Origin of the sequence: Amycolatopsis albispora, from assembly GCF_003312875.1 — a bacterium.
GTDB classification, from domain to species: domain Bacteria; phylum Actinomycetota; class Actinomycetes; order Mycobacteriales; family Pseudonocardiaceae; genus Amycolatopsis; species Amycolatopsis albispora.
The window spans coordinates 1112785-1138142 of record NZ_CP015163.1; the positions used below are offsets into that span (position 1 = coordinate 1112785).

Here is a 25358-nt window from a genome sequence, read left to right on the forward strand (position 1 = left end):
ACTAAGCGGTTGCTTAGGTCTCCGTCGAGGCGTAACTTCGAGAGCGCGGGTATCGCCCGATCGAGGTGTTCGGCGCGCCACCGGGGACGCTGAGTGGCAAGATCCTGCGCCGGGAGTTCCGGGCGCGCGGACGAGCGGTGGACCGGTGTACGTACAGTGATCACCGGATCGGTAGGCTCAGCGTCCGATCAGGGCCGGCTCGCCGCAGGTGAGCCGGGTGAGGCGAAGGGGACCGGGCGATGACTCGAGCCAGCACCGGCAAGCCGGGGACCACGGTCGAGGAGAACGGTTACGCTCCGGGGTCGGTACCGCGGCGGCTGCTTTCGGTGGCCACCAAGCTTTTTGCCAAGAAAGGCTTCGACCGGACGTCGGTGCAGGAGATCGTCGAGGCGGCCGGCGTCACCAAGGGCGCGATGTACCACTACTTCGGCTCGAAGGACGATCTGCTCTACGAGATCTACGCGCGGGTGCTGCGCGAGCAGACCGACCAGCTGGAGCGGCTGATGGCGAGCGACGCGCCGCTGGCCGAACGGCTCAGCGCCGCCGCTTCCGACGTGGTGGTCAGCACGATCGCCAATCTCGACGACGCCACCATCTTCATGCAGTCGATGCACCACCTGAGCCCGGAGAAGCAGAAGTCGGTGCGTGCCGAGCGCCGCAAGTACCACGAGCGGTTCCGGTCGCTGATCGAGGAAGGGCAGGCCAGCGGCGAGTTCCGCGCCGACAAGCCCGCCGATCTGGTGCTGGACTTCTTCTTCGGCGGGGTGCACCACCTGGGTTCGTGGTACCGCCGCAGCGGCTCGATGTCCGCGCAGCAGGTCGGCGACCACTACGCGGACCTGCTGCTTTCCGCGTTGCGGCCGCTCTAGAGCTCTCTTCAATACGGCACGACGGCGCGGGGGAAGATGTCGTCGAGGCGGCGTTCCACCACGGTGCCCGCCGGGTAGTGGGCGGCCAGGCGGAGCAGGCTGGCGGCCAGCTCGCCGGCGATGTCGGCGGGGAAGCCCTGCTGGTCGAGGCTGGAGCGGATGGCCTCGACGTAGTCGGCCTCGGTGAAGCCCGGCCGGTCGACCACCATCGCGGTGGTGCCCGCGCGGTGGGAGTTCATGCCGGAGAAGGCGCGCCCGCAGCCGCACCCGCCGTCGGGGTCGGCTTGGTCCTCGCTGCAGACCAGGCCGATCCAGACCAGTTCCCCGTCGACGCAGTAGCTGAAGTCGTTCCCGCGGCTGCCCTGGGTCACCGAGGTCGCGACGAGCAGTTTCATGGCTTCCTCCCGGCCGGCGAATCACCTGCCTCACCAGTACCACCCGCCACCGACAAAACCCACCGCCAGCCGGGTCCGTGCCCGTTGCTCCGAGGTGGGTTGCGCCTGACCGGCCCGGTGTCACGAATGTGGCTTTCGGGACACCAAACGTCTCGAAAGCCAGGTGGATTCCAGTGGTTGTTGCAACACCCTTGTTGATGGGAGTTGTGATGGTGCTGGGTCGTGATGTTCGGGTGCGGTTTTGGGGGTTGGTGCGGGCGGGGTGGGCGGTGCGGCCGGCGGCGGGGTTGGCGGGTGTGTCGCATGAGACGGGGCGGCGGTGGTTCGCGCAGGCTGGTGGGGTGATCGGGAACGCGCCGTGTGCGCTGGGCGGGCGGTATTTGTCGTTGGCTGAGCGGGAGGAGATCTCGCGGGGGTTGTGTGCGGGGTGGTCGTTGCGCAGGATCGCTCGGGGGCTGGGGCGGGCGGCGTCGACGGTGAGCCGGGAGGTGGCTCGTCATGGTGGGCCGGTGGCGTATCGGGCGGTGGTTGCCGACAGCGCGGCGCGGGTGCGGGCGCGGCGTCCGAAACCGGTGAAGCTGGCTGTTGACGCCCGGCTGCGGGCGTGGGTGCAGACTCGGCTGGAGAAGCGGTGGTCGCCCGGGCAGATCGCGGCCGCGCGCAAGCTCGCTTTTGCCGATCAGCCGGAGCGTTGGGTGTCGCACGAGACGATCTACCAGGCCATTTACGTCCAGAGCCGGGGCGCGTTACGGCGTGAGCTGGCCGCGTGCCTGCGGACCGGGCGGGCGCTGCGCCGTCCCCGCGGCCAGGCCCGCCGCCACCTGCCGCCCCGGCTGCCCGGCCCGATCCCGATCTCGGCGCGCCCGGCCGAGGCCGCCGACCGCGCGGTGCCCGGGCACTGGGAAGGCGATCTGATCCTCGGCGCCGGCAACAGCTCCGCGATCGGGACGCTGGTGGAGCGGTCCACCCGGTTCGTGCTGCTGCTGCACCTGCCCCACGGTCACACCGCCGAGCACGTCCGCGACGCGATGATCGCCACCATCACCACCCTGCCCGCCCAGCTGCGACGCTCGCTGACCTGGGACCGCGGCAACGAAATGGCCCGCCACGCCGAGATCACCCTGGCCACCGACATGGCCATCTACTTCTGCGACCCGCACTCACCCTGGCAACGCGGCACCAACGAGAACACCAACGGCCTGCTCCGCCAGTACTTCCCCAAAGGCACCGACCTGACCAGGCACACCGCCGACGACCTCGCCGCCGTCGCCGCCGAACTCAACGAACGCCCCCGCCACACCCTGGGCTGGCTCACCCCAGCCCAATCCCTCAACCGAGTACTGTCCGGACAGTCCCCCGTTGCAACCACCGCTTGAGCCCGCGCCACATTCGTGACACGGGCCGACGCGGCGGCCGCCAGGGCACCCGGCTCGGCTCAGGAGGGCAGGTCCACCAGGGTGGCGAGGGCGGCCCGGTGCCGTCCGGCGGTGCCCAGGGCGATCTGGTTCGCCTTCGCGCGCTTCAGGTACAGGTGCGCCGGGTGCTCCCAGGTCATCCCGATCCCGGCGTGCAACTGCACGCACTCCTCGGCCGCGTGCACCGCGACCTCCGAGCACAGCGCCTGCGCCACCGCCGCCGCCACCGGCAGGTCCGGGTCCCGCCGCGCCAGGCAGTCGGCGGCGTACCGCGCCGCGGCACGGGCCGAGACCAGTTCCAGCCACAGGTCCGCCAGCCGGTGCTTGAGCGCCTGGAACGAGCCCACCGGCCGCCCGAACTGGTAGCGCCCCTTCAGGTAGCGCACCGTCTCCTCCAGGCACCAGTCCGCCAGTCCCAGCTGCTCCGACGCCAGCAACGCGGCCCCGGCGGTCAGCGCCGCGGTCAGTGCCTCCGCCGCCGCGGCGCCGGTGGCGATCGCCGTGCCCCGCGCGCCCGACAGCGTCACGTCGGCAACGCGCCTGGTCAGGTCCAGTGAAACCAGCTCCGACACGGTGAACCCGGTGTCCACAATGTACAGACCGTCGCCCGCCGGTACCACCAGGAAGTCCGCCACCGAGGCGTCCGCGACCGTGCCCACCCGGCCGGTCAGCACCCCGTCCGAGACGTCCACAGTGGACTTGACGCGGTCCGGCCCGGTGGACAGCGGCACGGCCAGCGCGGCGGTCGCGGCGCCCGAGGCGAGCTTGCCCAGCAGTTCGTGGTCCGTGCCACTGGCGAGCAGCGCGTTGGTGGCCAGCACGGTGCTGCCCAGGAACGGCACCGGCGCCACGCTCCGGCCCAGTTCCTCCATGACCAGCGCGATTTCCCGCGCCGACGCGCCCTGACCGCCGCGGTCCTCCGCCACCTGGAGCCCGGCGGCACCCAGGTCGGCGGCGAGCGACCGCCACAGCTTCAGGTCGTACGGTTCGGTGCTTTCGGCCCGCTTCAGCAGCGCCGCGGGCTCGCAGTGATCGGCCAGCAGCGACCGCACGCTCGCCCGGAGGTCTTCCTCGACGTCGGAGTACAGCAGGTCCGCGGTCATCGGGGCAGGTCCTTCCAGGCGACGTCCTTGTCCACGCGCGGCTCGGACGGCAGCCCGAGCACCCGCTCCGAGATGATGTTCCGCAGGATCTCCGAGGTACCGCCCTCGATGGAGTTCCCCTTGGCACGCAGGTAGCGGTACCCGGCCTCGCGGCCGGTGAAGTCCACTTTGTCCGGACGGCGCATCGTCCAGTCGTCGTAGCGCAGCCCTTCCTCGCCGAGCATTTCCAGTTCCAGCCCGGAAATCTCCTGGTTCAGCGTGGAGAAGGCGAGCTTCATCGCCGAACCCTCCGGGCCGGGTGAACCCGCCGCGAGCTGCTGGCGCAGCCGCGTCCCGGCCAGGCGAACGCCCTCGGACCGCACCCACAGCCGCAGCAGCCGGTCGTGCAGTTCCGGGGTGCGCAGCTCCGGCCGCTCGCGCCACAGCTTCGCCGCGATGCCGATCATGCCGCCCTCACGAGGGATGGCGTGCCCGCCGATCGCGACGCGCTCGTTCATCAGCGTGGTCTGCGCGACGCGCCAGCCGTCGCCGACCTCGCCGAGCCGGTTCGCGTCCGGGATGCGGACCTCGGTCAGGAAGACCTCGTTGAACTCGGCCTCACCGGTGATCTGCCGCAGCGGCCGCACCTCCACGCCGGGTGCGTGCATGTCGCAGATGAAGTAGGTCATGCCCTGGTGCTTGGGCACGTCGGGATTGCTGCGGGTGACCAGGATCGCGAAGCGGGCGGTGTGCGCGCTCGAGGTCCAGACCTTCTGCCCGGTGACGACCCAGTTGTCCCCGTCGCGCACCGCACGCGTGCCCAGCGCGGCCAGGTCCGAACCGGCGCCCGGCTCGGAGAACAGCTGGCACCACACCTCTTCACCGGTCCACAGTGGACGCAGGTAGCGCTTGCGCTGCTCGTCGGTGCCGAAGCGCAGGATGGTCGGCGCGGCCATGCCGAGCCCGATGCCGATGCGGCGCGGATCGTTGTCCGGCGCACCCGCTTCGGCCAGCTCGGCGTCCACAACGGACTGGAGTGCCCTCGGTGCGTCGAGCCCGCCGAGGCCTTCGGGGAAGTGCACCCAGGCGAGCCCGGCGTCGAAGCGCGCACGGAGAAAGGCGAGGCGGTCGCTGAAGTCGTGCTCGGCGAGCAGCTTCCTGGTCCGCTCCCGCAGCTCGTCGGCGGTCAGGCTCATTTCGCGCCCTCCGTCCGGTACTGCTTGAGTTCGCGGTGGGCCAGCGAGCGCTTGTGCACCTCGTCCGGCCCGTCGGCCAGGCGCAGCATGCGCGCCGACATCCACAGCTCGGCCAGCGGGAAGTCCTGGCTGACCCCGCCGGCGCCGTGGGCCTGGATGGCCTTGTCGATGATCCACTCCACCGAGGCGGGGGTGGTGATCTTGATCGACTGGATCTCGGTGTGCGCGCCCTGGTTGCCCACGGTGTCCATCAGCCACGCGGTTTTCAGCACCAGCAACCGCAACTGCTCGATCCGCACGCGCGACTCGGCGATCCAGTCCTGCACCACGCCCTGCTCCGCGATCGGCTTCCCGAAGGTGGACCGGGAAAGCGTGCGCTCGCACATCAGCTTCAGCGCGCGCTCGGCCATGCCGATCAACCGCATGCAGTGGTGGATCCGGCCGGGGCCGAGCCGTGCCTGCGCGATGGCGAACCCGCTGCCCTCCTCGGCGAGCAGGTTTTCCGCTGGCACGCGCACGTTCTCGAACACGACCTCGGCGTGCCCGCCGTGGTCGCCGTCGCTGTAGCCGAACACCTTCATGCCGCGCTTGACGACCAGGCCCGGCGTGTCGCGCGGCACCAGGATCATGCTCTGCTGCCGGTGCGGGGCGGCGTCCGGATCGGTTTTGCCCATCACGATGAAGATCTGGCAGTTCGGGTTCATCGCGCCGGAAATGAACCACTTGCGGCCGTTGATCACGTACTCGTCGCCGTCGCGCTCGATGCGGGTGGAGATGTTGCGCGCGTCGGACGAGGCGACGTCCGGCTCGGTCATCGCGAACGCCGAGCGGATCTCACCGTCCAGCAACGGTTGCAGCCACTGCTTGCGCTGCTGCTCGTTGCCGAACATGGTCAGTACTTCCATGTTCCCGGTGTCCGGCGCGGCGCAGTTCAGCGCGGTGGGCGCCAGCCGCGGGCTGTGCCCGGTGATCTCGGCCAGCGGCGCGTACTGCAGGTTGGTCAGGCCGCCGCCGTGCTCGCCGGGCAGGAAGAAGTTCCACAGCCCGCGCCGCCGCGCTTCGGCCTTGAGCTCTTCGACGATCGGCACGCTGGTCCACTCGCTGTCGCGCTCGGCGAGCTGTTCTTCGAACACCGGCTCGGCGGGGTAGACGTGCTCGTCCATGAAGGACAGCAGCCGCTCCCGGAGTTCTTCGGTCTTCGCGTCGTAGGCGAATTCCATCGTCACTTCTCCTCTTTGAGAATCTCGTTGCCGTGTGCGACCAGCGGAGCCACGCCCGCGCCGACCTTCTCGAAGCCCTCGCCCACCGTTTTCCCCTGCGTGAAGCGGAAGTAGATGCCTTCGAGGATCACCGCGAGCTTGAAGAACGCGAATCCGACGTACCAGTTCAGCTTCGACACGTCCCGCCCGGAGCGCTCGGCGTACCGGGAGACCACCTCGTCCGAGTTCGGGTAACCGGGCGCCGACGTGGCGCTGGAGACAAAACCGAGGTTCACCGCGTCCCGCTCGGCGTAGGCCAGCAGCAGCGCCACGTCGGTGAGCGGGTCGCCGAGGGTGGACATCTCCCAGTCCAGCACCGCGTTGATCCGGTCGTCGGCCCCGACGAGCACGTTGTCCAGCCGGAAGTCGCCGTGCACCACGGTCGGCGGCGGCGAGACCGGCACCGCCGCGGCCAGCCGGTCGTGCAGCCGGTCGATCCCGGGGACCTCCCGGCTGCGCGAGGCGTCCAGCTGCTTCTTCCACCGCCGCAGCTGCCGCTCCAGGAAGCCGTCCGGACGGCCGAAATCGCCCAGCCCCACCGCGTCCGGGTCCACCGCGTGCAGCTCGACCAGGGTGTCCACCAGCGCCAGCGCGATGTCGCGCGTGCGCTGCTCGCCGAGCGCGACCATCTCCTCGCGGCTGCGGTACGGCGTGCCCGGCACGAACTCCATCAGGTAGAACGGCGCGCCGAGCACCTCGGTGTCCTGGCACAGCAGCAGGGTTTCCGGCACCGGCACCGGGGTCGGGTGCAGCGCGGTGATCACCCGGTGCTCGCGCGCCATGTCGTGCGCGGTGGGCAGCACGTGCCCCAGCGGCGGGCGGCGGACCACCCACTGGCCGGTGCCGTCGCCGACCACGTAGGTGAGGTTGGACCGGCCACCCTGGACCACGGTGCCGTGCAGCGGCCCGGAAAGCAGTCCGGGCAGCCGCTCGTCCACGTGCGCGCGCAGGCGCTCGAGATCGAGTCCGGGCAGGTCTTCGCGGGTGGCCATCTGCTCTCCTGTCGAATCGGTCCGGTCCGGATAGCGTACCGACTAGTCGGTATGGCGTACAGCGGGGTGGCCGCCACGCCGCCCGGTGGGGCTCAGCGGATCAGCCTGGCGACGGTTTCGGCCACGCACGCCGGCTTCGCCTCGCCGTCGATCTCGATGGTCCACCGCACCACCGCCTGCTTGCCGCCGGGCACGTCGGTCACCTCGACCAGCTCGGCACCGGCGCGCACCTTCGAGCCGACCCGGACCGGCTGCGGGAACCGCACCTTGTTCAGGCCGTAGTTGATGCCCATGGACAGGTTCTCCACGCGGTAGATGCCCTGGCCGAACTGGGGGATCAGGGACAGCGTGAGGTAACCGTGGGCGATGGTGCCGCCGAACGGCCCGGCCGCGGCCCGCTCGGTGTCCAGGTGGATCCACTGGTGGTCGCCGGTGGCGTCGGCGAACTGCTGGACCTGCTCCTGGGTGATGGTGGTCCAGTCGCTGTAACCGAGGTGCTCGCCGACCGCGGCTTCGAAGGCGTCTACGTCGGGAAAGGTACGCATCGGCCTCAGTCCTTCGGTCCGCCGGCGACGTAGATGACCTGGCCGGAGATGAACCCGGCGCCGTCGCTGACCAGGAACGAGACCAGGTTCGCGATGTCGGCGGGCTCACCGACGCGGCGCACCGGGATCTGCTCGGCGGCGGCCTTCTTGAAGTCCTCGAAGCTCATGCCCACGCGCTCGGCGGTGGCCGCGGTCATGTCGGTGGCGATGAAGCCCGGCGCGATCGCGTTCGCGGTGACGCCGAACTTGCCCAGCTCGATGGCCAGCGTCTTGGTGAAGCCCTGCAGGCCCGCCTTCGCCGCGGAGTAGTTGACCTGCCCGCGGTTGCCCAGCGCCGAGGTGCTCGACAGGTTGACGATGCGGCCCCAGCCCTGCTCGGTCATGTGCTTCTGGGCCGCCCGGCTCATCAGGAACGAGCCGCGCAGGTGCACGCCGATGACCGAGTCCCAGTCCTGGTCGGTCATCTTGAACAGCAGGTTGTCCCTGGTGATGCCGGCGTTGTTGATCAGCACGGTCGGCGGGCCGAGTTCGGCGGCCACCTGCTCGACCGCGCGCTCCACCTGCTCGGTGTCGCTGACGTCGAGGCCGACGCCGAGGGCGCGGCCACCGCCCGCGGTCAGCGTTTCGGCGCCGTTGGTGACGGCGTCGGCGTCCAAGTCCAGCAGTCCGACGGCGAAACCGTCCGCGGACAGCCGCGCGGCCACCGCCGCGCCGATGCCGCGACCGGCGCCGGTGACGATCGCGACTCGGGAAGGGGACTGGGTCACTGGTACCTCCTGCAAGCGAGTACGAAAGCGCGACGGCTTCGAGCATGCGCCCGGCCGCCGCGCTAAGCAAGCGCTTAGGAAGTTACCGCTACCGGTTCGCTCTTGGGTGTGACCTGCGTCATGCGCTCGGCGACCGGCTGCGCCCGCAGCGCGCCGAAGCCGAGTGCGGCGATCGCGAACATCTCGTTCAGCGCCATCAGCCGCTCCACCAGGCCCAGCGGCACGAAGGTCCACCACGGCTCGCCGCCGGCCAGCATGTTGACCACGCCGAGCAGGATCAGGCCGAACCACAGCAGCGAGGTGATCCCGAAGAACACCGCGAGCCGCCGCGCGAACGGCGAGTGCCGGAACACGGTACGGGCGCCGAAGATCACGGCCAGCGGCAACGCGACGAAGGCGACCACGCTGGCGTACCGGTGGATGGTGCCGCCGAGGCTCGGGCCGATCGCCCAGTTCGTCTTCGGGAACGCCACGATCAGCAGCAGGCTCACCGTCCACAGCCCGCCGAACACGCTCGCCGCGGAGAACCGCTCGATCAGCCCGCGCCGGACGAGTGCGTAGAACAGCACGGCCGAGCCGACCGCCACCAGCGCCACGCCGAGGTCGAAGATCCAGCGGCTGTCGGTGAGCGCGTACTGGCTGATCGTCCGCCGGACCGGGCTGATGTCCGCGGTGCCGGGCAGCACGTGCAGCAGGGCGATCAGCGCCACGCCGGTGGTCAGCGCGGCGAAGCCGGCGATGGTGTCGGCCGGCGAGGTGCGGGCGGGCGGCGTCATGGATCTCCTCGGCGCGCTCGGTAACGAATGTCCGGTTCGAGGTTATGGACCGAACATGACGAAATCCTGAGAGCAAGCTGTCGGAATGCTGGTTGACACCGGTGGGTGCGCGTGTCAGGTTGTATCGCCATGAGCCTGTCAGACAGGCGGACAGGGGCGGTGCCACCGCGCCGGGTGACCGCGATGGAGGCCGTGCTCGGCGAGATCCGCGGCGCCATCGAGCGCGGCGAGTACGGCGTGGGGGACAAGCTGCCCGCCGAGGCGGCGCTGGCGCAGACCTTCGGGGTCAGCCGGTCGGTGATCCGGGAGGCGCTGCGGGCTTCGGCGGCGCTCGGGCTGACCGTGTCGCGCACCGGCAAGGGCACCTACGTGCAGGCGGCGGGCGCGGCGCAGAACCCGATCTTCGGCTCGTACTCCGCGCGGGACCTGCTCGAAGTGCGGCGGCACGTGGAGATCCCGGTGGCCGCCTTCGCCGCCCGCCGCCGCAGCGCCGAAGACCTCGACCGGCTCGGGGAGCTGACCGAGCGCATGCGGCGCGAAACCGACGACACGGCGTGGGTCGCGCTGGACACGCTGTTCCACATCAGCGTGGCGCAGGCTTCGGGGAATCCCGTGTTCGCGAAGGTGATCGAGGAAATCCGGGACGCGCTGCGGCAGCAGTCGTTCTTCCTGAACAAGCTGGGGGACCGGCGGGAGCGGTCGAACCGGGAACACGAGGAACTCGTCTCCGCGATCAGGGCCGCCGAACCGGATGCGGCCGGGGCGGCCATGACCACGCACCTGGACCAGGTCGAACGCACCCTGACCACGATCGTCTCCCCTTAGAACGGGGTCGGGCGAGGTGTCACGAATGTGGCTTTCGAGACGTTTGGCGTCTCGAAAGCCACATTCGTGACATCGGGTCCCTAGAACGGGGTCGGGGTGGTGGAGCCGACCAGGGACTGGGTGAGCTGGTTCCGGCGGGAGATGCCGAGCTTGCGGTAGATGTTGGTCAGGTGGAACTCGATCGTGCGGCGCGAAAGGACCAGTGCCTGCGCGATCTCCGGATTGCTCTTGCCCTGCGCGGCGAGCGTGGCGATGTTGTGCTCGCGCCGGGTCAGCACCTGCGGCTGCGCGGTGGCCGGTGAGTGCAGCTGCTGGTGGATCCGCCCGGCCAGGGCGATCGCGCCGCAGCTGGTGGCGGTGGACATGGCCTGGTTGAGCATGGTCGCCGCCTGCTCGTGCCCGCCGTTGCCGCCCAGTCGCACGGCCAGTTCCGCCTGCGCCTGCGCGAACTCGAGCTTCGCCTGCGAGCGGCCCAGCACCTCGACGGCCTCGGTCAGCAGCTCGGTGGAGCGTGCGTCCTCGGTGACCGTCGCCGCCGTGTGCAGTGCGATGCCGAGCGTGCGCGGCAGTCCGCGCTTCCTGGCGAAGGCGAGCTGCGTTTTCGCCAGCAGGATCGCCTCTTCGTGGTTGCCGAGCTGGAACTGGGCCAGCGCGGCGGGCACCCGCCACGGGATTTGCGGGTGGTCGACGTACCCGAACCGCTCCAGCCGCCGCCCGCAGTCGAGCTGGTCGGTCAGCGCGGCGGTGTGGTTGCCCAGCGACGCGTGCAGCAGGCCGCGCCCGTGCAGCGCCATGCAGGTGCGCAGGTAGGTCGTCTTCGAGATGTGCCGGTGCCGCGCCAGCAGCCGCTCGGCGGCCTCGGTGTCGTGCTGCACCGCGGCCAGGCGCATCTCGGTGCCGTCGAGCAGCGCCGGGATGATGCCGCGGCGGATCTCGAAGGCCTCCAGCCGGTCGCGCGCGGCCTGCGCGTCCGAGCGGGCGGCGGTGAGCTGGCCGGTCTGGTACCGGATGTCCGCGCAGTACGCGCTGGCCAGCCCGGTGGCCAGCGGCAGGCTGCGCCTGCGGTCGTCGAGCACCTCCTCGCAGATCTGCAGCGCGAGGTCGTACTCCTCCAAATTGGACAGTGCGCCGACCACCGCGCCGAACGCGCGCAGCTCGCCGAGATCGGTCAGCGGGCCCGGCGGCGTGGAGTCCAGCGCCAGCCTGCGCAGCGCCGCGGCCGACATGTGGTCCAGCGCCACCGCGCCGTGCTCGGCGACGAAGGCGTTCAGCCGCCGCCGCGCCTGCGGGGTGGAACTGTTGCGGCGCCTCAGGTTCGCCAGCCGCTGCGGCACCGTGGTCGCGGTGTGCGGGTCGTGCCGCGACAGGTAGAGGATCTCGGTTTCCAGTTCCGACGCCAGTTCCGGGTGCTCGGGGTCGAGCCGGTCCACCGCGTGCTGCAGCACGTTCAGTGCCTCGCGGAACCTGTCGCATTCGGACAGTGCGCCGGCCAGCAGCGCGGCGATCCCGGCCTGGCGCCGGGGATCGGCGGTCTCGGACTCCACCATGGACAGATGGTGCACGGCGGCGGGCGGGTCGGCGTGGATCTCCGCGGCACCCAGTTCGTAGAGCACCTCGTCGCGCTGCGCGGCGGGCAGCGGCTCGTGCAGCACGCGCCGCAGGTGCACCACCGCGGTGTTCGGGTCGCCGTCGGCGATGGCCTCACGGGCCGCGGTGAGCAGGGTGTGCACCGCCCAGTCCTGCCCGACCTGCCGGGTTTCCTGCAGGTGCGCGGCGACCCTGGCGCACGGCGCGTGCACGCCGTTGAGGAAGCGCGCCGCCTTCGCGTGCGCGGTGTGCAGGTCCTGCGGGGTGAGGCGGCAGGCGATCGCGGCCTGGATGCCGCGCTCGGTGAAGGTCAGCGTTTCGGTGTCGGCGAGCAGGCCCATCTCCCGCAGCCGCCGCGCGGCCCAGAAGGTGGCCGACGCGGGCAGCCCGGCGACGGCCGCGGCCAGCTCGAGATCGGTGTCGGTGCCCTCCAGCGCGGCGATCGCCTGCGCCAGCGCCACCAGCGCGGTGTCCTCCTGCTCCAGCCGGTGGTAGATGGTGGTGGCCAGTTCCCGCGCGCCGAACCGGCACGGGTCCAGCCGTTCGCCGCTCGCGCCGTGGCACGAGCGCAGCAGGCCTTCGAGCAGCGCGGGATTGCCCGCGGTGACGGTGTGGCAGGTGCGGACGAACTCGGGGGAGACGTGGTCACCGAGCGCGTCGGTGACCAGCTCGGTGATCGCCGCGGCGTCGAGGCCGCCGACCTCCAGCTGCTCGGCCCCGGTCACCCCGGGTGCCTTGCCGTACGGGCCGGGCTCGGCACCACGGGCATCCTGGGTGCCTGCGGTGAGGATGCCGATGCGCTGGCCGGACAGCCGCCGCGAGACGTAGTCGAGCCACTGCGTGGACAGCGAGTCGGCGAAGTGCAGGTCGTCGATCACCAGCAGCAGCGGAGATCCCTCGGCGAGGAACCGCGAAAGGTGCCACAGGGAGTGGAAGGTGGAGTGCAGGTCCACCGCGGTGGCCGACGGCCCGGCCTCCAGCACTTCGACCGCGAACGCCGCGGGCCCGCCGAGCAGGCGCGCGCGGTCTTCGGGGGAGGCTTCGAACACCGTGCTCTCCAGCAGCTGCCGGACCACACCGAAGACGAAGTCGCGTTCCAGCCGGGCCGAGCGCGCGGTCAGCACGCGGAACCCGCGGCTGCGGGCTTCGGCGGTGGCCACGGTGAGCAGGGCGGTCTTCCCGCAGCCGGGGAGGCCACTCAGATGGGTGATGGCGGGACGGCCGGCGGCGACCGCGTCGAGGTGGCGGCCGATGGCGCACACCTGCTCGGCGCGCCCGCGAAGCCGCGGCACCTGCTGGGTGGAACCCTCCACGGTTACCTCCCGCGTCCTGTCCGGCTGTCCGACAGGTTCGTGATGGACCATGTCACCGCGTCCGGATGACTGTCAAGGTGCCCCCGCACCTGGTCAGTCCCCGGGTGTTCGCCTGCCGTGCGGAGGTGCGGGGCGCGTAGCACGGCCGGACGCGGCGGAAAGTGTGATTCTCGCCGTCGAAGCTGCGAGATCGGGCGCGACGGTGTTCACTGTGTTGCGTGCGTGTTTCGCGTTAGAGCGCATTAATGGACACCTCCCGCTGGCGGGCCGAACTGCGCGACCGGACCGGTTTGGGCAATCTGTATCTTAGGCGAGCGGGTCAGCCCGTGTGGCGAATTAACATGCACTTAAGGTTGCCCCCCTCCTCGGCGCCACCCGGGGCGCCCCGGGAGGTCCGCAGTCCCGCGGGCGGGTCACCGCCAGTGCGTGACCGCTACCGTTCGTGATCATCCACTGTGGCGACGCCGCAGCTCGCCCGGCCTGGCCGCCGTCGCCGGTTTTCCTGGGTTTTCCTTGGTGTTCAAGGGGATCCGGGCCCTTCTGTGACGCTGTTACGCCGGTCGCGGCGGATAGTTCCCAACATCTCTGTGGATCGACCTGTGGAGTTCCGCAGTACCTGCGGAGTGACTCATGTGTGACTATAGGTGCACTCGAGCAGTTACCTGAGTCGAGGGACTGGGGCCCGCTCGGTGGGCGCGGAGGACGCCGCGGCGACTCCGCTGCCGAGGCTGCCGGTTAATCGCCACAAGCGATTGATCGGCGACCCGGCAACCGCCCGGGAAGCGGATTTCGGTCCGGAATGCCGGAAGTCCGGCGATCGTGAAAGTTTTTCGAGTTTGGCCGGCCGGAGTCGGGGTGAATGTTCGTGAGGTTCTGCGTTCTCGGGTCGCTGGAGATAGTCGACGACGGGCCGCCGGTGGAACTGAGCGGCGTGAAGCAGCGGGCCGTGCTGGGCTACCTGCTGCTGCACGCGAACAACGTGGTGCCGACCAGCCACGTGGTCAAGGCGCTGTGGGCCGACGGCGTGCCGTCGACCGGCCGCAAGATGGTGCAGAACGCGGTCTCCGGCATCCGCCGCACGCTGGCCTCCCGCCCGCACGCCCCCGGCCGCACCCCGATGCTGCTCACCCACGCCCCCGGTTACCTGCTCCGCGTTGACCCGGATTCGGTGGACCTGCACCACTTCCAGACCCTGGCCGAGCGCGGCCGCGCCGAGCTGGCCGACGGACTGGCCGAACCCGCCGCCCGCACCCTGCGCGAGGCGCTCGGCTTCTGGCGCGGGCCCGCGCTGTCCGACCTGGTGGAAACCGGGATCGCCTGGCCGGAGCTGGCCGCGCTGGAGAAGCTGAAGCTGGTCGCGCTGGAGGACCGGTTCGAGGCGGAGCTGAGCTGCGGGCGCCACCACGAAGTGATCGCCGAACTCGAAGAGGTCGTTGCCGCCGAACCGCTGCGCGAGCGGCTGTGCGGGCAGCTGATGCTCGCGCTCTACCGGTCCGGCAGGCAGGCCGACGCGCTCGACGTCTACCGCCGCACCTACGCGATGCTGGTGGACGGCCTCGGCATCGAGCCCGGCCGTGAACTGCGCGAACTGCAGCGGATGATCCTCAACCAGGACGCCGCGCTCACCGTGCCCGGGGTGCCGGCCGGGCAGATCCGCGTGACCACCGTGAATACCGTGAGTGCCGCCGCCCGGCCGATTCCCGGGCAGCGCCGCGTGTCCCCGGAACCGCCGGTGCGCCGCGAAACCCCGGCCGACCCCACTGGGACCAGTACCGAAACAGTGGCGGCCGCTCCGGTGACCGCCGTGCGGATGCCGCCGCCCGAAACGTCCGATGCCAGGGCCGAACGCAAGAACGTCAGCGCGGTCCTGGTGTCCGCGCACCTCGGCCCCGGCATGGAAGGGGCCGACCCGGAGGACGTCGACGAAGCGATGCGGGGCATCGGCGCGATCCTCGACGGTGAGGTCCGGCGGTTCGACGGCGTGGCCGGCGGCTCGATCGGGCCGATGTACCTGCTGCTGTTCGGCGTCCCGCGCAACCACGAGAACGACGCCGAGCGCGCGGTGCGGGCGGCGCTGGCCATCCGCGACCGGTTCCTGGCCGACGAAATCCCCGAACTGGGCGGCCGCGCGGCCGACGGCATCAGCGTCGGGGTGGCGGTGGCGACCGGCAGCGCGCTGGTGCGCTACGGCGCGGCGGGCTGCGACGTGCCGCCGGTGGTGACCGGCACGGTGATGGACGGCTGCGCGCGGTTGCTGACCACGGTGCCGGACGGCGACATCCTGGTCTGCGACACCACCCGGCGCGCCACCGAGGAAGCCATCACCTACGCGCCGGTGCCGGGCGGCGGGCGCGGCGCACTGGCCGTGGCTCCCGCGCCGCGGTCGATCGCCGCACCGCAGGCCGGTCCCGGCCGCCTGGTCGGCCGCGACCACGAACTCCAGGTGCTGCGCAGCCTGCTCGGCCAGGTTCGCGGCTGGCGGCGCCCGCACCTGGTGACCATGCTGGGTGAGCCGGGGATCGGCAAGAGCAGGCTGCTCACCGAGTTCGGCAGGCAGGCCGCCGAGCGCGGTGAGATCGCCGCCGTGCTGACCGGCAACACCCAGCCCTTCACCGCCGAAGCCCCGTACGCGGCGCTGACCGGAGTACTGCGCGAGCACTGCGGGTTCGCCGCGGGCGACCCGGCCGGGGTGGTGCGGGAGAAGGTCGCCGCCGCCATCGACGGGCTCGCGGTACCCGCCGAAGCGGCCGCGTGGATGCGGGAGAACCTGTGCCGTCTCGCCGGGCTGGGGGAGCGGCCAGCCGATCCGGGGCAGATGCTCGCCGCGTGGTGCCGGTTCCTGGAGGCCGTCGCGGTGGCCGGCCCGGTGCTCGTGGTGCTGGAGGACCTGCACTGGGCCACCGACGAACTGCTGGACTTCGTCGACGCGCTGTCCGACCACGCCGCGCCGGTACCGCTTTTTGTGGTGGCCACCGCGCGCCCGGAACTGCTGCAGCGTCGTCCCGGCTGGGGCGGCGGGCGGCGGCACGCCACCACCACGACGATGGATCCGCTGTCCGACACCGCGATCACCGGCATCCTGCGTGACCTGGTGGCCGGGGACGACACCGACGCCGAGCAGGACCCGATCGTGCAGGACTCGCTCACCGAGTTCTGCCGGGCACTGGCCGCGCGGGTCGGCGGCAACCCGCTGTTCGCCGTGGAGTACGCCCGCGCGCTGGCCGACCGGTTGCGCAGCGGGGACTGGCCCGACTCCGAACGCGGTCAGCTGCCGCTGCCGCAGGCGGTGCACAGCGTGATCGCCGCCCGGCTGGACACGCTGCCCGAAGTGGACAAGGCCGTGTTGCTGGACGCTTCGGTGGTCGGCGAGCCGGTCACGCCGGCGTCGGTGGCCGCGGTCGGCGGACGCGACCAGGCCGAGGTCGCGCGCTCGCTGGCGAACCTGGAGCGGCTGGAGTTCCTGCGCCGCGCCCGGTTGGCCGGGGCGGGCGAGGCGGCCTACGCCTTCGGTCATTCGCTGGTCAGAGATGTGGCCTACGCGCAGCTGCCGCGGTCGGAGCGCGCCGACAAGCAGCGGCGGGCGCGGGAACGGGGTGCCGCGGGCTGGGAGTCACCGGCGCTCGCGGACCAGAAGTGCGCCTCCTGAGGGGTGCCGGTGGACCCGTTCCTCGACGATCCCGGCGCGCGCTTCCTGGTGCTGGAGAGCGCGTGCGGTGAACACTCGCTGTGGCCGTCGTACGTGGACGTGCCGCGCGGATGGCGGGTGGCCCTGCCCGCCACCTGGCGCAGTGAGGCGATCGCGTACATCACCGCGAAGCGGGCCGACCGGCTGCTCGCCGGCGAACTCGGCGCGGCGGTCTGACCAGCGAAGACAACGCCGAGTTACTCGCGGGTGGCCGAGGGGTGGACAGCGAACCCCGGCCAGGCCTTTGCCCCAGCGTCGCCGCCTGCCTACCGTGGGTCGAGACCGGTCGGGGCGGGCCGGTCGGCAGCCGAGAGGGGCAGGAAGGTCGGCGGTGATGAGCAATCCGTTCGCGGATCCCCGGGGCCGGTTCGTGGTACTGGTGAACGAAGCAGGCCGTTACTCGCTGTGGCCTTCGTTCGTGGAGGTCCCCGATGGGTGGACCACGGTGCTGGAGGAGTCCCCCCGGCAGGACGCGCTGGACTACATCCAGGCCAGTGGTGTGACCGGGCGGAGGCCGGGTACCCGGATCGCGTAAGCAACCGCGATCGAGGAGAGCCCGTGGGAACGATCACCGAAACAGTCGAAGTCGGCGTACCGGTTTCCACCGCGTACAACCAGTGGACCCAGTTCGAGTCTTTCCCGCAGTTCATGGAAGGCGTGGAAGAGGTCCGGCAGCTGGACGACACGCACACCCACTGGCGCGTGAACATCGGTGGGGCGCAACGGGAATTCGACGCCACGATCACCGAGCAGCACCCGGACGAGCGGGTCGCGTGGCGCTCCGACGACGGGCCGAAGCACGCCGGCGTCATCACCTTCCACCGGATCGACGACAACCGGACGCGGGTGACCGCGCAGCTGGACATCGATCCGGAGGGGTTCGTGGAGAACGTCGCTGACAAGCTCGGCGTGCTGGACCGCCGGGTCAAGGGCGACATGAAACGGTTCGAGGACTTCATCGAGAGCCGGGGCCGGGAATCCGGCGGGTGGCGCGGTGACGTCCCGCGTCCGGGGCAGTAGCCGACGCGCATGACGAGAACACGAATGTGGCTTTCGGGGCGGAAAACGCCCCGAAAGCCACATTCGTGTCCGGCGACTACCGGGGAGTCTCAGCGGCCCAGCGCGTCCTGAAGCTCCTTTTTGGTCATCGTGGACCGGCCCTTGATGTTGCGCTTCTTCGCGTCGTTGTAGAGCTGTTCCTTGGTCGGCCCGCCGGGGCCCTGGCGATTGCCGGACCGCTTCCCGCCGCGGTGCTGCGGGGACACGTCACGCTTGGAGGACTTGCTGGCCTGCTTGGATTCCCCCGACTGCGCGCGGTTCTTGTTCACCGTGCGTGCGGCGATCTCCTCGGCCCTGTCCTCACTGGCACCGCGTTCCTTCTGGCTCGACTTGATGTGCTTGTACTGGCGTTCCCGCTTGTTGCTCCAGGCTTGCTGCGGCATTTTTCCTCCCGCCTCCTCCTCGGTTTCCTGCGGTTGCTCGGGTACCCGGGGCCGAACAGCGCAAACCGGCCTGATTGAGGGGCTGGTGCGCGGGGTAGCCGAACGGCAACAGCCCACGGGAGGTTAAAACGATGACGCAGGACGACCGGTCGGTCTCCCAGTTGGTGGGGGACGCGTCCGAGCAGTTGAGCAGGCTGGTCCGCGACGAGATGCGCCTGGCCACCGCGGAACTCCAGCGCAAGGGCAAGCGGATGGGCACCGGCGCCGGCCTGGCCGGTGCCGCCGGGTTCATCGCCGTGCTGGCGGTGGTGACCCTGGTGGCGGCGGCGGTGCTCGGCCTGGCCGTGGTACTGCCGGGCTGGGCCGCCGCGTTGATCGTGGCCGGTGCCCTGCTGGTGGTGGCCGGGATCGCCGGGCTGGCCGGCCGCGCGCAGCTCAAGCGCGGCACGCCGCCGGTACCGGAGGAAGCCATGTCGAGCGTGCGCACCGACGTCAAGGTGCTGAAGGAGAGCGTGCACACATGAGCAGCACCGAGAAGAAGAAGTCCGAGTTCCCGCACGACGCCGAGCAGGCGCGCGTGGACATCGAACTGACCAGGCAGGAGCTCGGCGAGACGGTGGAAGCCTTGGCGCACAAGGTGAACGTGCCCGCGCGCGCCAAGGAGCAGGCGCAGCACGCGGCGGTGTCCGTGCGCCGCAACCCGTGGCCGGTCGCCGGTGGCGGGGCCGCGCTGGTGGCGCTGATCGTGCTGCTGCTGGTCCGCAGGAGCCGGAAATGAACAAGATGCTGTACAAGCCGCTCGGCATGGTGGTCAGCTCGCTCGGCGGGCTGGCGGCGAGCATGCTGTTCAAGCAGATCTGGCGGCGGGTGTCCGGTGAGGACGACGCGCCCGACGCCACCGACGCGAAGTACGGCTGGGCCGAGGTGGTGATCGCGGCCGCCGTGCAGGGCGCCATCTTCGGCGCGGTGAAGGCGGCGGTCGACCGCGCGGGAGCCGAGAGCTACCGCAAGGCCACCGGCGACTGGCCCGGCGACGAATAGAAGAACGACGAACAAAGAACAGAGCCACTCATTCGCCGTCGGTCGCGGGCACGGGTTCGGCACCGCGACGGCGGCGAATGTGGTGGGGCACCACGAACCACAGCACGCCGAACAGCAGACCGACCGCCGGGCCGATGACGGCCATGGTGATCGCGCCGAAGATGACCTTGGCGATCAGCGAAACCGTCGCGGTGACCGCGGCGGCCAGGCAGATCAGCCCGCCCAGCACGGACTTGTTGCCGATCTGCAGGATGTCCTCGCGCCGCCCTTCCCGGAACAGCATCCGGTGCCAGACCGGGGGAGCGGCGAGCAACGCGGTCGAGGTGGCGGCCAGCAGCACGGCGGCCAGGTGCAGGCCCTTCTCGAACCCGCTGGCGGCGCGGAACAGGTCCGTGAACGCCACCGTAAGCAGGAAGCCGAACAGGAACTGCACCGCCGCCTGTGCCACCCGCAGCTCGCCCAGCAACTCGGCGACGTTGCGGGCGAGCTGCTCGTCACGTGATTCGGCGATCGGACGGCTGCTCACCCGTTCGTGGTACCCAGTACGGCCCGGTTTCATGCCGGGCTCACTCGCCGATGCGGACACCGTCCGGATCCCTGCCCGGGAGCAGGCCGCGCCAGCGCGGGGTGCGCAGGCAGGCCGCGTCGGTCCAGCCGCGGAAAACCACCTCGCCGACCAGGCACGGGCGCACCCAGTGCGCGTCACGGCTCTGCGGGCCGGGTACCGAGTGGAACGGCGAGGTTTTGCGTTCGAGCCGCCCGAGCCGCCGGGCCAGCACCTCCAGCGCCTGATGGGTGAACCCGGTGCCGACGTTGCCCACGTAGCGCAACCGGCTGCCGTGCGGAATGCCGAGCAGCAGCGAGCCGAAGGTGGCCGCACGCGAACCACCGCCGGGGCGCCAGCCGCCGATCACCACCTCCTGCACGCCGGTGCCGGACACCGACAGCCAGTGCGGACTGCGTTTTCCGGGCTGGTACGGGCTTTTCAGCCGTTTCGCGAGCACACCGGGCAGGCCGCGGCCGAGCGCCGACCGCAGGGCCGCACCGCCGTTGCCGAGCTGGTGTTCCGGGGTCTGCCAGGCCGGGCCGTGCAGGCCGAGATCGGCGAGCAGCTCCCGCCGTTGCAGGTAGGGCAGATCGAGGCACGGCGTGCCGTCGAGGTGCAGCACGTCCGAAGGCAGGTACCAGACGGGCGCGCGGCGCTTGCCGTTCTTGCCCGGCGACCGCAGCGCGGCCGGGTTCGGCAGCCCGGCTTCGAAGGCCATCAACTGGCCGTCCAGCAGCACTTCGGTGCCACCGAGCGCGTCACCGAGCCCGCGTAGTTCCGGGAACTCGCCGGTGATCACCCGGCCGGAGCGCTCCCGCACGGTGACCCGGCCCTCCTGCGCGCGCACCAGCGTGCGCGGGCCGCCCCAGTCGAACTCGTAAGCCCATTCCTCGTCCTCGGCGACCGGCGGCAGCGCGCCCGGTTTCGCCTGCATGGGCGGGAGGAACACGGGCAGCGGCTGCCGCCCGGCTCGGTCCAAGGTGTGCACGACGGCAGGGATAGCCAGCGTGGCGCCGGGTGAAACCCCGGTCCCGTTTGGCCACCGCCCCGATCGGGTATTCGCCTCCGAAGCGAGGTGAGGCGGGTGCGGGAGCGATTTCACGGCCGGCTCGAGGAGCTGGGCGGCCAGCTGGTCCGGTTGTCCGCCGCGGCGGCGGCCGAGTTGCGGCTGGCGAACCGGGCGCTGTTCGAACACGAACCGGCGCTGGCCGCGGAAGTGAAGCGCACCGACCGCCTGCTCGACTCCGCCCGGGACGAATGCGAGCACACCGCACACCGGCTGCTGGCGCTGGAGGCGCCGGTCGCCGGTGATCTTCGGCTGGTGCTGGTCGCCGTCTACTGTGCCGACCGGTTGGAGCGCATGGGCGATCTGGCCAGGCACATCGCGGAAACGGCGGCACGGGCGCACCCCGACCCGGCGGTGCCGGACGACCTGCTGCCCGCCTTCGAGCAACTGGCGGAGTGCACCGCGGCGATGGCCGACGACCTGTGCGTGTTCCTCAGCGAAACCGGGGAAACCGGGGGCACGGCCTTCGCGCAACTGCACGCGGCCGACGCCGAGGTGGACGCGCTGCAGCAGCACGTGCTCGCCGAGGTGACCGGACCGGACTGGCGGCACGGCGTGCCCGCCGCGGTGAACGCCACGCTGCTCGCCCGGTTCTACGGCCGCTTCGCCGACCAGGCGGTCTCCGTGGCCCGCCGGGCCGACTTCGCTGCCACCGGCGCCCTGCCCCGCTGACCAGGAGGACACCGATGAGCACACGCACCGCGCTGGAGCGCGAGCGGAAGTTCGAATTCCCGCTGGACCTCGCCATTCCGGATCTGCGTGCGCGTGGCCCGGTGGCCAGCCAGGCCGATCCGGTCGAGGAACGGCTCGAGGCGACCTACTACGACACCCCGCGCTACGACCTCATCCGCGCCGGGGTGACGCTGCGGCGGCGCACCGGCGGCGGGGACGACGGCTGGCACCTGAAACTGCCCGTCGGCCCGGACGCGCGTGAGGAGATCACCCTGCCGCTGGGCGAATCCGACGGTGAGGTCCCGGCGGAACTCGCGGAGCTGGTGCGCGGGCACAGCCGTGGTGAGGAGCTGATCGCCATCGCCGGTCTGCGCACCGTGCGGTACTCGGTGGAGCTGGCCGACGCGGACGGCCGCGTGCTCGCCACGCTGACCGATGACCACGTGACCGGCGAGGCGGCCGGGGCGGTGGCGCGGCTGGACCAGTGGCGGGAACTGGAACTCGAACTGGCCGCCGACGCCGATGACCAGACCATGGCGGTACTGGCCGAGCTGGTCGCCGACGCCGGTGCGGTGCCGTCGGAATGGCCGTCGAAACTGCGGCGGCTGATCGGCGACCTGCTCGCGGAACCGCCGAGCCCGCGGCCCGGGAAGCGGGCTTCCGCGGGCGAAGTCGTGCTGCACTACCTGCGCACCCAGGTGGACGCCATGCGCCGCCACGACGCTGGCGTGCGCCGCGACACCGAGGACTCGGTGCACCAGATGCGGGTGGCGATGCGGCGGCTGCGCAGCGCCCTCGGCTCGTTCCGCCGGGTGCTCGACCGCGACGCCGTACAAGGGCTGCGCGAGGAACTCAAGTGGCTCGGCGGTGAGCTGGGGCCGGTGCGTGACAACGAGGTTCTGCACGCCGGGCTCGCGAAGCAGGTGGCCGAGCTGCCGCGGGAACTGACCATCGGCCCGGTCGCCACCTATCTCGACACCTACTGCGAACAACGCGGTGAACAGGCCAAGGCCGCCGCGCTCACCGCGTTGAACAGCACGCGGTACCTCGAACTGCTCCGGGCGCTCGACGCGCTGCTCGACGACCCGCCGCTGACCGCCAAGGCGAACCGCCCGGCCAGGAAGGAACTGCGTCACGCCGTGCACCGCGCGGACCGGCGGCTGCGGCGCGCGGTCGCGGCACTCACAGACGCCGAGGACCGGGACGCGGCGCTGCACGAGGTCCGCAAGAAGGCCAAGCAGGCGCGGTACACCGCCGACGCGGTGCGCCCGGTGGCGGGCAAGAAGCTGAACACCTGGCGGAAACGGGTCAAGGCGGTGCAGTCCACCCTCGGCGACCACCACGACAGCGTGGTCGCGCGGGCGGAACTGGTCCGGCTGGCGGTGGCGGCCGACCGCGACGGGCACAGCTCGTTCTCCTACGGCGTGCTCCACGGCCGCAACGCGGTCGCCGCGGCCGCGCTGGACGAGGAGTTCGGCACGCGGTGGCGGCGGGTCACCGGCGGCCCGCGACCGGGCAGGCCGAAATGAATCCTTTGTGGACACCCCAGTCCGCGCGGCGGCGGCCGGGCTGGCGTCCTCTTCGGTTGCGTGCCGATCCGGCTGGTAGCGTTCCCGTGATGCCGGTGATCCGTGTCGTACTCGTGGAAGACCACGACATGGTGGCCGAAGCCATGGAACTCGTCTTCGCCGGGATCGGCGACATCGATCTCGCCGCCAGGGCCGGTTCGATGGCCGCCGCGGTGCGTGAGGTCGAGCTGGTCAACCCGGATCTGGTGGTGCTGGACCGCAGGCTGCCCGACGGTGACGGCATCGAGCTGATCGGGCGCCTGCGTGAGCTGCCCGCCGCGCCGAAGGTCCTGCTGCTCACCGCCGAGGTCAGCGCGGCCGTGGCGACCAGGGTGGTGGAGGCTGGCGGCTCGGGTGTGGTGGCCAAGACCGCCGGGCTGGACCAGCTGGCCGACGCCATCCGCCGGGCCGCGGCGGGGGAGATGGTGTTCGACGCGGTGCTGCTCGGCGAGGTGATCGACCGGCTGTCCGGGCGGGCCGCGCCCGCCGAGCTGACCACCCGCGAGCGCGAGATCCTGCGCCTGTTCGCCGAGGGCGCCACCGTCGAGGAGATCACCCAGCGGCTGCACCTGGCGCGCAACACCGTGCGCAACCACGCTCAGCGGGCGCTGGTGAAGCTGGGTGCGCATTCGCGGCTGGAAGCGGTCGCCATCGCGCGCCGGCGCGGCCTGCTGGACTGAGGCGACTGATGCAAATGCATCAGTGGATCGGGGACCGCTGCGTCTAGCCGGAGCTGCGGCGGACGGGGGACGATGAACCACGATGGACAGCATGCTGAGCTGGGCAGCGCGGGCCACTCCGGCGACCACGGTGCTACCGGCCGACCTCACCGCCGAAGGCGAAGCCCGCCGGTTCGTCGCGCGCGTGCTGTCGGCCTGGCAGGGCACCCTGCCCTTCGAAGACGCCACGCTGATCGCCTCGGAACTCGTCGCGAACGTGGTGCGCCACGCCGGTGGTGCGCCGAAGCTGAGCATCGCCAGCACCGCGGGCGGCATCCGGATCGAATGCGAGGACGGCAACCCGCTGCCGCCGCGGCCGAAGGCGGGCGGCCCGGACGGGGGCTGGGGACTGGCGCTGGTGGAACGGCTGTCACAACGGTGGGGAGTGCGCCCGCGGGGCGCGGGTAAGGTCGTCTGGTGCGAAATGCGGCTGCCCTCGCCCCACGGGCATGGCTGACCTGCGGGCACCGGCCGTGACCGGGTCCGACCGTGACGAACGGGAAGACACCGCCGAGGCCGATCCGCTGGCGGACCCGTATTCCGGGGAGTCCTTCCGCCTGTTCGTGCAGAGCGTCCAGGACTACGCCATCTTCATGCTCGACCCGCGTGGGTACGTGGCGACCTGGAACCCCGGCGCCGAGCGGATCAAGGGCTACCGCGCGGACGAGATCATCGGCCAGCACTTCTCGGTGTTCTACCCGCCGGACGACCTGCGGGCCGGCAAACCCGCCCACGAGCTGGAGGTCGCCGCCGAGGTGGGCCGGTTCGAGGACGAGGGCTGGCGCGTCCGCCAGGACGGCAGCCGGTTCTGGGCGGTGGTGGTGATCACCGCGTTGTTCGACGACCAGGGCAGGCTGCGTGGCTTCGGCAAGGTCACCAGGGACGTCAGCGAGCGCGTGCGCGCGGAGAACGAGCTGGTCGAGCGCAGGCGGCTGTTCTTCCACCTGGTCGAGGCGCAGGAGGCCGAGCGGCGCCGGATCGCCTGGGACGTGCACGACGACTCCATCCAGGCGATGGCGGCGGTGTCCATGCGGTTGCAGCTGCTCAGCGGGCAGGTGCCCGCCGAGCACCTGCCCGCGGTGCGCGCGCTGGACACCGCGGTCGCCGAGACCATCGGCAGGCTGCGTGACCTGGTGCTGCGGTTGCGCCCGCCCGCGCTGGACGGCCGGGACCTGGGCGACGCTGTGCGCGCGCAGCTGCGGCAGCTGTCCGCGCAGGGCATCGAGACCGAACTCGACGACGTCGAGCTGACTGACGACCCGCCCCCCGAGGCGTCGGTGACCCTCTTCCGCATCGTCGGCGAGGCGCTGGCCAACGCGCAGAAGCACGCGCGGGCGAACCGCGTGCGGGTGCGGTTCCGCTCGATCGACCACGGCACGCTGACCGAGATCACCGACGACGGGGTCGGCACCGACGTGGTGGTCGACCCGCTCGGCGGCGGTGACACGCACTTCGGCCTGCAGGCCATGCGCGAGCGCGCCGAGGCGGTCGGCGGCTGGTGGGAACTGATCAGCGAACCGGGTTCGGGCGCGATGGTGCGCTGCTGGATCCCGGACGGTCCCGGTCCGGCCAGGGATGAGCGGGATGGTGGCTGAAG

The 25358-nt window shown here is 71.3% G+C and carries 27 protein-coding genes; 15 read left to right on the forward strand and 12 right to left on the reverse strand.

The features are described 5' to 3' along the window. Window positions 1–239: 239 nt before the first annotated feature. On the forward strand, window positions 240–869 hold the full coding sequence (locus tag A4R43_RS05390) for a TetR/AcrR family transcriptional regulator (protein ID WP_113691282.1): 630 nt from the start codon (window positions 240–242) through the stop codon (window positions 867–869). Between the two features lie 8 nt (window positions 870–877). On the opposite strand, the gene A4R43_RS05395 is transcribed toward A4R43_RS05390, so the two are convergent. Further along, window positions 878–1264, reverse strand: coding sequence for a DUF7715 family protein (locus tag A4R43_RS05395; protein WP_113691283.1), 387 nt, complete (start codon window positions 1262–1264; stop codon window positions 878–880). A gap of 197 nt (window positions 1265–1461) precedes the next feature. Between A4R43_RS05395 and A4R43_RS05400 the strand changes: the two genes are divergently transcribed. Continuing rightward, window positions 1462–2640 carry an IS30 family transposase gene (locus tag A4R43_RS05400; protein WP_205215173.1) on the forward strand — a complete coding sequence of 393 codons (1179 nt, stop codon included), beginning with the start codon at window positions 1462–1464 and terminating at the stop codon, window positions 2638–2640. Between the two features lie 59 nt (window positions 2641–2699). On the opposite strand, the gene A4R43_RS05405 is transcribed toward A4R43_RS05400, so the two are convergent. From A4R43_RS05405 to A4R43_RS05435, 7 genes are all read right to left on the reverse strand, one after another. Further along, window positions 2700–3782, reverse strand: coding sequence for an acyl-CoA dehydrogenase family protein (locus A4R43_RS05405; RefSeq protein ID WP_113691285.1), 1083 nt, complete (start codon window positions 3780–3782; stop codon window positions 2700–2702). Beyond that, window positions 3779–4957 (reverse strand): acyl-CoA dehydrogenase family protein, encoded by a 1179-nt coding sequence (locus A4R43_RS05410; protein ID WP_113691286.1) that lies wholly within the window; start codon window positions 4955–4957, stop codon window positions 3779–3781. Before A4R43_RS05410 ends, A4R43_RS05405 begins: the two co-directional genes overlap by 4 nt. Next, complete coding sequence (locus A4R43_RS05415) at window positions 4954–6177, reverse strand: acyl-CoA dehydrogenase family protein (RefSeq protein WP_113691287.1); 1224 nt, start codon at window positions 6175–6177, stop codon at window positions 4954–4956. Before A4R43_RS05415 ends, A4R43_RS05410 begins: the two co-directional genes overlap by 4 nt. A 2-nt stretch (window positions 6178–6179) precedes the next feature. Further along, window positions 6180–7208 (reverse strand): phosphotransferase family protein, encoded by a 1029-nt coding sequence (locus A4R43_RS05420; RefSeq protein ID WP_113691288.1) that lies wholly within the window; start codon window positions 7206–7208, stop codon window positions 6180–6182. A 92-nt stretch (window positions 7209–7300) separates the two neighbouring features. After that, on the reverse strand, window positions 7301–7753 hold the full coding sequence (locus tag A4R43_RS05425) for a MaoC family dehydratase (protein ID WP_113691289.1): 453 nt from the start codon (window positions 7751–7753) through the stop codon (window positions 7301–7303). Window positions 7754–7758: 5 nt separating this feature from the next. After that, window positions 7759–8520, reverse strand: coding sequence for a 3-oxoacyl-ACP reductase FabG (gene fabG, locus A4R43_RS05430; RefSeq protein WP_113691290.1), 762 nt, complete (start codon window positions 8518–8520; stop codon window positions 7759–7761). A 74-nt stretch (window positions 8521–8594) separates the two neighbouring features. Next, window positions 8595–9296, reverse strand: a complete 702-nt coding sequence (locus tag A4R43_RS05435) for a DUF998 domain-containing protein (RefSeq protein WP_113691291.1) — start codon at window positions 9294–9296, stop codon at window positions 8595–8597. 183 nt (window positions 9297–9479) lie between these two features. On the opposite strand from A4R43_RS05435, the gene A4R43_RS05440 reads away from it, so the two are divergent. Next, window positions 9480–10121 carry a FadR/GntR family transcriptional regulator gene (locus tag A4R43_RS05440; RefSeq protein ID WP_205215421.1) on the forward strand — a complete coding sequence of 214 codons (642 nt, stop codon included), beginning with the start codon at window positions 9480–9482 and terminating at the stop codon, window positions 10119–10121. An 80-nt stretch (window positions 10122–10201) separates the two neighbouring features. Here the strand turns inward: A4R43_RS05440 and A4R43_RS05445 are convergent, their stop codons facing one another. After that, window positions 10202–13021 (reverse strand): LuxR family transcriptional regulator, encoded by a 2820-nt coding sequence (locus tag A4R43_RS05445; protein WP_162788327.1) that lies wholly within the window; start codon window positions 13019–13021, stop codon window positions 10202–10204. 865 nt (window positions 13022–13886) lie between these two features. Here A4R43_RS05445 and A4R43_RS05450 point away from each other — a divergent pair. From A4R43_RS05450 to A4R43_RS05465, 4 genes are all read left to right on the forward strand, one after another. After that, on the forward strand, window positions 13887–16667 hold the full coding sequence (locus tag A4R43_RS05450; RefSeq protein WP_162788328.1) for a BTAD domain-containing putative transcriptional regulator: 2781 nt from the start codon (window positions 13887–13889) through the stop codon (window positions 16665–16667). 9 nt (window positions 16668–16676) lie between these two features. After that, the gene (locus tag A4R43_RS05455; RefSeq protein ID WP_236808785.1) at window positions 16677–16883 is read left to right on the forward strand and encodes an MbtH family NRPS accessory protein; all 207 of its coding nucleotides are present in this window, start codon (window positions 16677–16679) and stop codon (window positions 16881–16883) included. Between the two features lie 157 nt (window positions 16884–17040). Next, window positions 17041–17241: an MbtH family protein gene (locus A4R43_RS05460; RefSeq protein ID WP_113691296.1), complete on the forward strand. Its 201-nt coding sequence runs from the start codon at window positions 17041–17043 to the stop codon at window positions 17239–17241. A gap of 23 nt (window positions 17242–17264) precedes the next feature. Beyond that, the gene (locus A4R43_RS05465) at window positions 17265–17726 is read left to right on the forward strand and encodes an SRPBCC family protein (protein ID WP_113691297.1); all 462 of its coding nucleotides are present in this window, start codon (window positions 17265–17267) and stop codon (window positions 17724–17726) included. 89 nt (window positions 17727–17815) lie between these two features. Here the strand turns inward: A4R43_RS05465 and A4R43_RS05470 are convergent, their stop codons facing one another. After that, the gene (locus A4R43_RS05470; RefSeq protein WP_113691298.1) at window positions 17816–18148 is read right to left on the reverse strand and encodes a plasmid stabilization protein; all 333 of its coding nucleotides are present in this window, start codon (window positions 18146–18148) and stop codon (window positions 17816–17818) included. A gap of 131 nt (window positions 18149–18279) precedes the next feature. Here A4R43_RS05470 and A4R43_RS05475 point away from each other — a divergent pair, with 131 nt between their 5' ends. From A4R43_RS05475 to A4R43_RS05485, 3 genes are read left to right on the forward strand one after another with little or no spacing between them, the layout of a single operon-like run. Then, window positions 18280–18672 carry a phage holin family protein gene (locus A4R43_RS05475; RefSeq protein ID WP_113691299.1) on the forward strand — a complete coding sequence of 131 codons (393 nt, stop codon included), beginning with the start codon at window positions 18280–18282 and terminating at the stop codon, window positions 18670–18672. After that, window positions 18669–18926 carry a DUF3618 domain-containing protein gene (locus A4R43_RS05480; RefSeq protein WP_113691300.1) on the forward strand — a complete coding sequence of 86 codons (258 nt, stop codon included), beginning with the start codon at window positions 18669–18671 and terminating at the stop codon, window positions 18924–18926. The genes A4R43_RS05475 and A4R43_RS05480 overlap by 4 nt, the downstream gene beginning before the upstream one ends. Next, on the forward strand, window positions 18923–19189 hold the full coding sequence (locus A4R43_RS05485) for a DUF4235 domain-containing protein (RefSeq protein ID WP_113691301.1): 267 nt from the start codon (window positions 18923–18925) through the stop codon (window positions 19187–19189). The genes A4R43_RS05480 and A4R43_RS05485 overlap by 4 nt, the downstream gene beginning before the upstream one ends. Before the next feature lie 28 nt (window positions 19190–19217). Here the strand turns inward: A4R43_RS05485 and A4R43_RS05490 are convergent, their stop codons facing one another. Then, window positions 19218–19715, reverse strand: coding sequence for a DUF6328 family protein (locus A4R43_RS05490; RefSeq protein WP_236808786.1), 498 nt, complete (start codon window positions 19713–19715; stop codon window positions 19218–19220). 40 nt (window positions 19716–19755) lie between these two features. Beyond that, on the reverse strand, window positions 19756–20724 hold the full coding sequence (locus A4R43_RS05495) for an ATP dependent DNA ligase (protein ID WP_236808787.1): 969 nt from the start codon (window positions 20722–20724) through the stop codon (window positions 19756–19758). Window positions 20725–20820: 96 nt separating this feature from the next. Here A4R43_RS05495 and A4R43_RS05500 point away from each other — a divergent pair, with 96 nt between their 5' ends. The 5 genes from A4R43_RS05500 to A4R43_RS05520 all read left to right on the forward strand — a co-directional run bounded on the left by A4R43_RS05500 (window position 20821) and on the right by A4R43_RS05520 (window position 25356). After that, window positions 20821–21474 (forward strand): phosphate signaling complex PhoU family protein, encoded by a 654-nt coding sequence (locus A4R43_RS05500; RefSeq protein WP_113691303.1) that lies wholly within the window; start codon window positions 20821–20823, stop codon window positions 21472–21474. A gap of 14 nt (window positions 21475–21488) precedes the next feature. Next, a complete protein-coding gene (locus A4R43_RS05505) occupies window positions 21489–23003 on the forward strand; it encodes a CYTH and CHAD domain-containing protein (protein WP_113691304.1) in 1515 nt (504 codons plus the stop codon). Between the two features lie 89 nt (window positions 23004–23092). Next, window positions 23093–23722 (forward strand): response regulator, encoded by a 630-nt coding sequence (locus tag A4R43_RS05510; protein ID WP_113691305.1) that lies wholly within the window; start codon window positions 23093–23095, stop codon window positions 23720–23722. Window positions 23723–23813: 91 nt separating this feature from the next. After that, entirely contained in the window at window positions 23814–24218 is a 405-nt protein-coding gene (locus tag A4R43_RS05515; RefSeq protein WP_162788329.1) for an ATP-binding protein, read from the forward strand. Beyond that, window positions 24211–25356, forward strand: coding sequence for a PAS domain-containing sensor histidine kinase (locus A4R43_RS05520; RefSeq protein ID WP_113691307.1), 1146 nt, complete (start codon window positions 24211–24213; stop codon window positions 25354–25356). The genes A4R43_RS05515 and A4R43_RS05520 overlap by 8 nt, the downstream gene beginning before the upstream one ends. The last annotated feature ends 2 nt before the right edge of the window (window positions 25357–25358 follow it).

What these genes read in the sequence shown, in the direction of transcription:
- A4R43_RS05400 (WP_205215173.1), top strand. Translation starts at nt 1,462, where the DNA reads ATGGGAGTTGTGATGGTGCTGGGTCGTGATGTTCGGGTGCGGTTTTGG.
- A4R43_RS05475 (WP_113691299.1), top strand. Translation starts at nt 18,280, where the DNA reads ATGACGCAGGACGACCGGTCGGTCTCCCAGTTGGTGGGGGACGCGTCC.
- A4R43_RS05520 (WP_113691307.1), top strand. Translation starts at nt 24,211, where the DNA reads ATGGCTGACCTGCGGGCACCGGCCGTGACCGGGTCCGACCGTGACGAA.
- A4R43_RS05470 (WP_113691298.1), bottom strand. Translation starts at nt 18,148, where the DNA reads ATGCCGCAGCAAGCCTGGAGCAACAAGCGGGAACGCCAGTACAAGCAC.
- A4R43_RS05420 (WP_113691288.1), bottom strand. Translation starts at nt 7,208, where the DNA reads ATGGCCACCCGCGAAGACCTGCCCGGACTCGATCTCGAGCGCCTGCGC.
- A4R43_RS05425 (WP_113691289.1), bottom strand. Translation starts at nt 7,753, where the DNA reads ATGCGTACCTTTCCCGACGTAGACGCCTTCGAAGCCGCGGTCGGCGAG.
- A4R43_RS05505 (WP_113691304.1), top strand. Translation starts at nt 21,489, where the DNA reads ATGAGCACACGCACCGCGCTGGAGCGCGAGCGGAAGTTCGAATTCCCG.
- A4R43_RS05415 (WP_113691287.1), bottom strand. Translation starts at nt 6,177, where the DNA reads ATGGAATTCGCCTACGACGCGAAGACCGAAGAACTCCGGGAGCGGCTG.
- A4R43_RS05410 (WP_113691286.1), bottom strand. Translation starts at nt 4,957, where the DNA reads ATGAGCCTGACCGCCGACGAGCTGCGGGAGCGGACCAGGAAGCTGCTC.
- A4R43_RS05510 (WP_113691305.1), top strand. Translation starts at nt 23,093, where the DNA reads ATGCCGGTGATCCGTGTCGTACTCGTGGAAGACCACGACATGGTGGCC.
- A4R43_RS05485 (WP_113691301.1), top strand. Translation starts at nt 18,923, where the DNA reads ATGAACAAGATGCTGTACAAGCCGCTCGGCATGGTGGTCAGCTCGCTC.
- A4R43_RS05515 (WP_162788329.1), top strand. Translation starts at nt 23,814, where the DNA reads ATGCTGAGCTGGGCAGCGCGGGCCACTCCGGCGACCACGGTGCTACCG.
- A4R43_RS05390 (WP_113691282.1), top strand. Translation starts at nt 240, where the DNA reads ATGACTCGAGCCAGCACCGGCAAGCCGGGGACCACGGTCGAGGAGAAC.
- A4R43_RS05480 (WP_113691300.1), top strand. Translation starts at nt 18,669, where the DNA reads ATGAGCAGCACCGAGAAGAAGAAGTCCGAGTTCCCGCACGACGCCGAG.
- A4R43_RS05440 (WP_205215421.1), top strand. Translation starts at nt 9,480, where the DNA reads ATGGAGGCCGTGCTCGGCGAGATCCGCGGCGCCATCGAGCGCGGCGAG.
- A4R43_RS05435 (WP_113691291.1), bottom strand. Translation starts at nt 9,296, where the DNA reads ATGACGCCGCCCGCCCGCACCTCGCCGGCCGACACCATCGCCGGCTTC.
- A4R43_RS05405 (WP_113691285.1), bottom strand. Translation starts at nt 3,782, where the DNA reads ATGACCGCGGACCTGCTGTACTCCGACGTCGAGGAAGACCTCCGGGCG.
- A4R43_RS05460 (WP_113691296.1), top strand. Translation starts at nt 17,041, where the DNA reads ATGAGCAATCCGTTCGCGGATCCCCGGGGCCGGTTCGTGGTACTGGTG.
- A4R43_RS05395 (WP_113691283.1), bottom strand. Translation starts at nt 1,264, where the DNA reads ATGAAACTGCTCGTCGCGACCTCGGTGACCCAGGGCAGCCGCGGGAAC.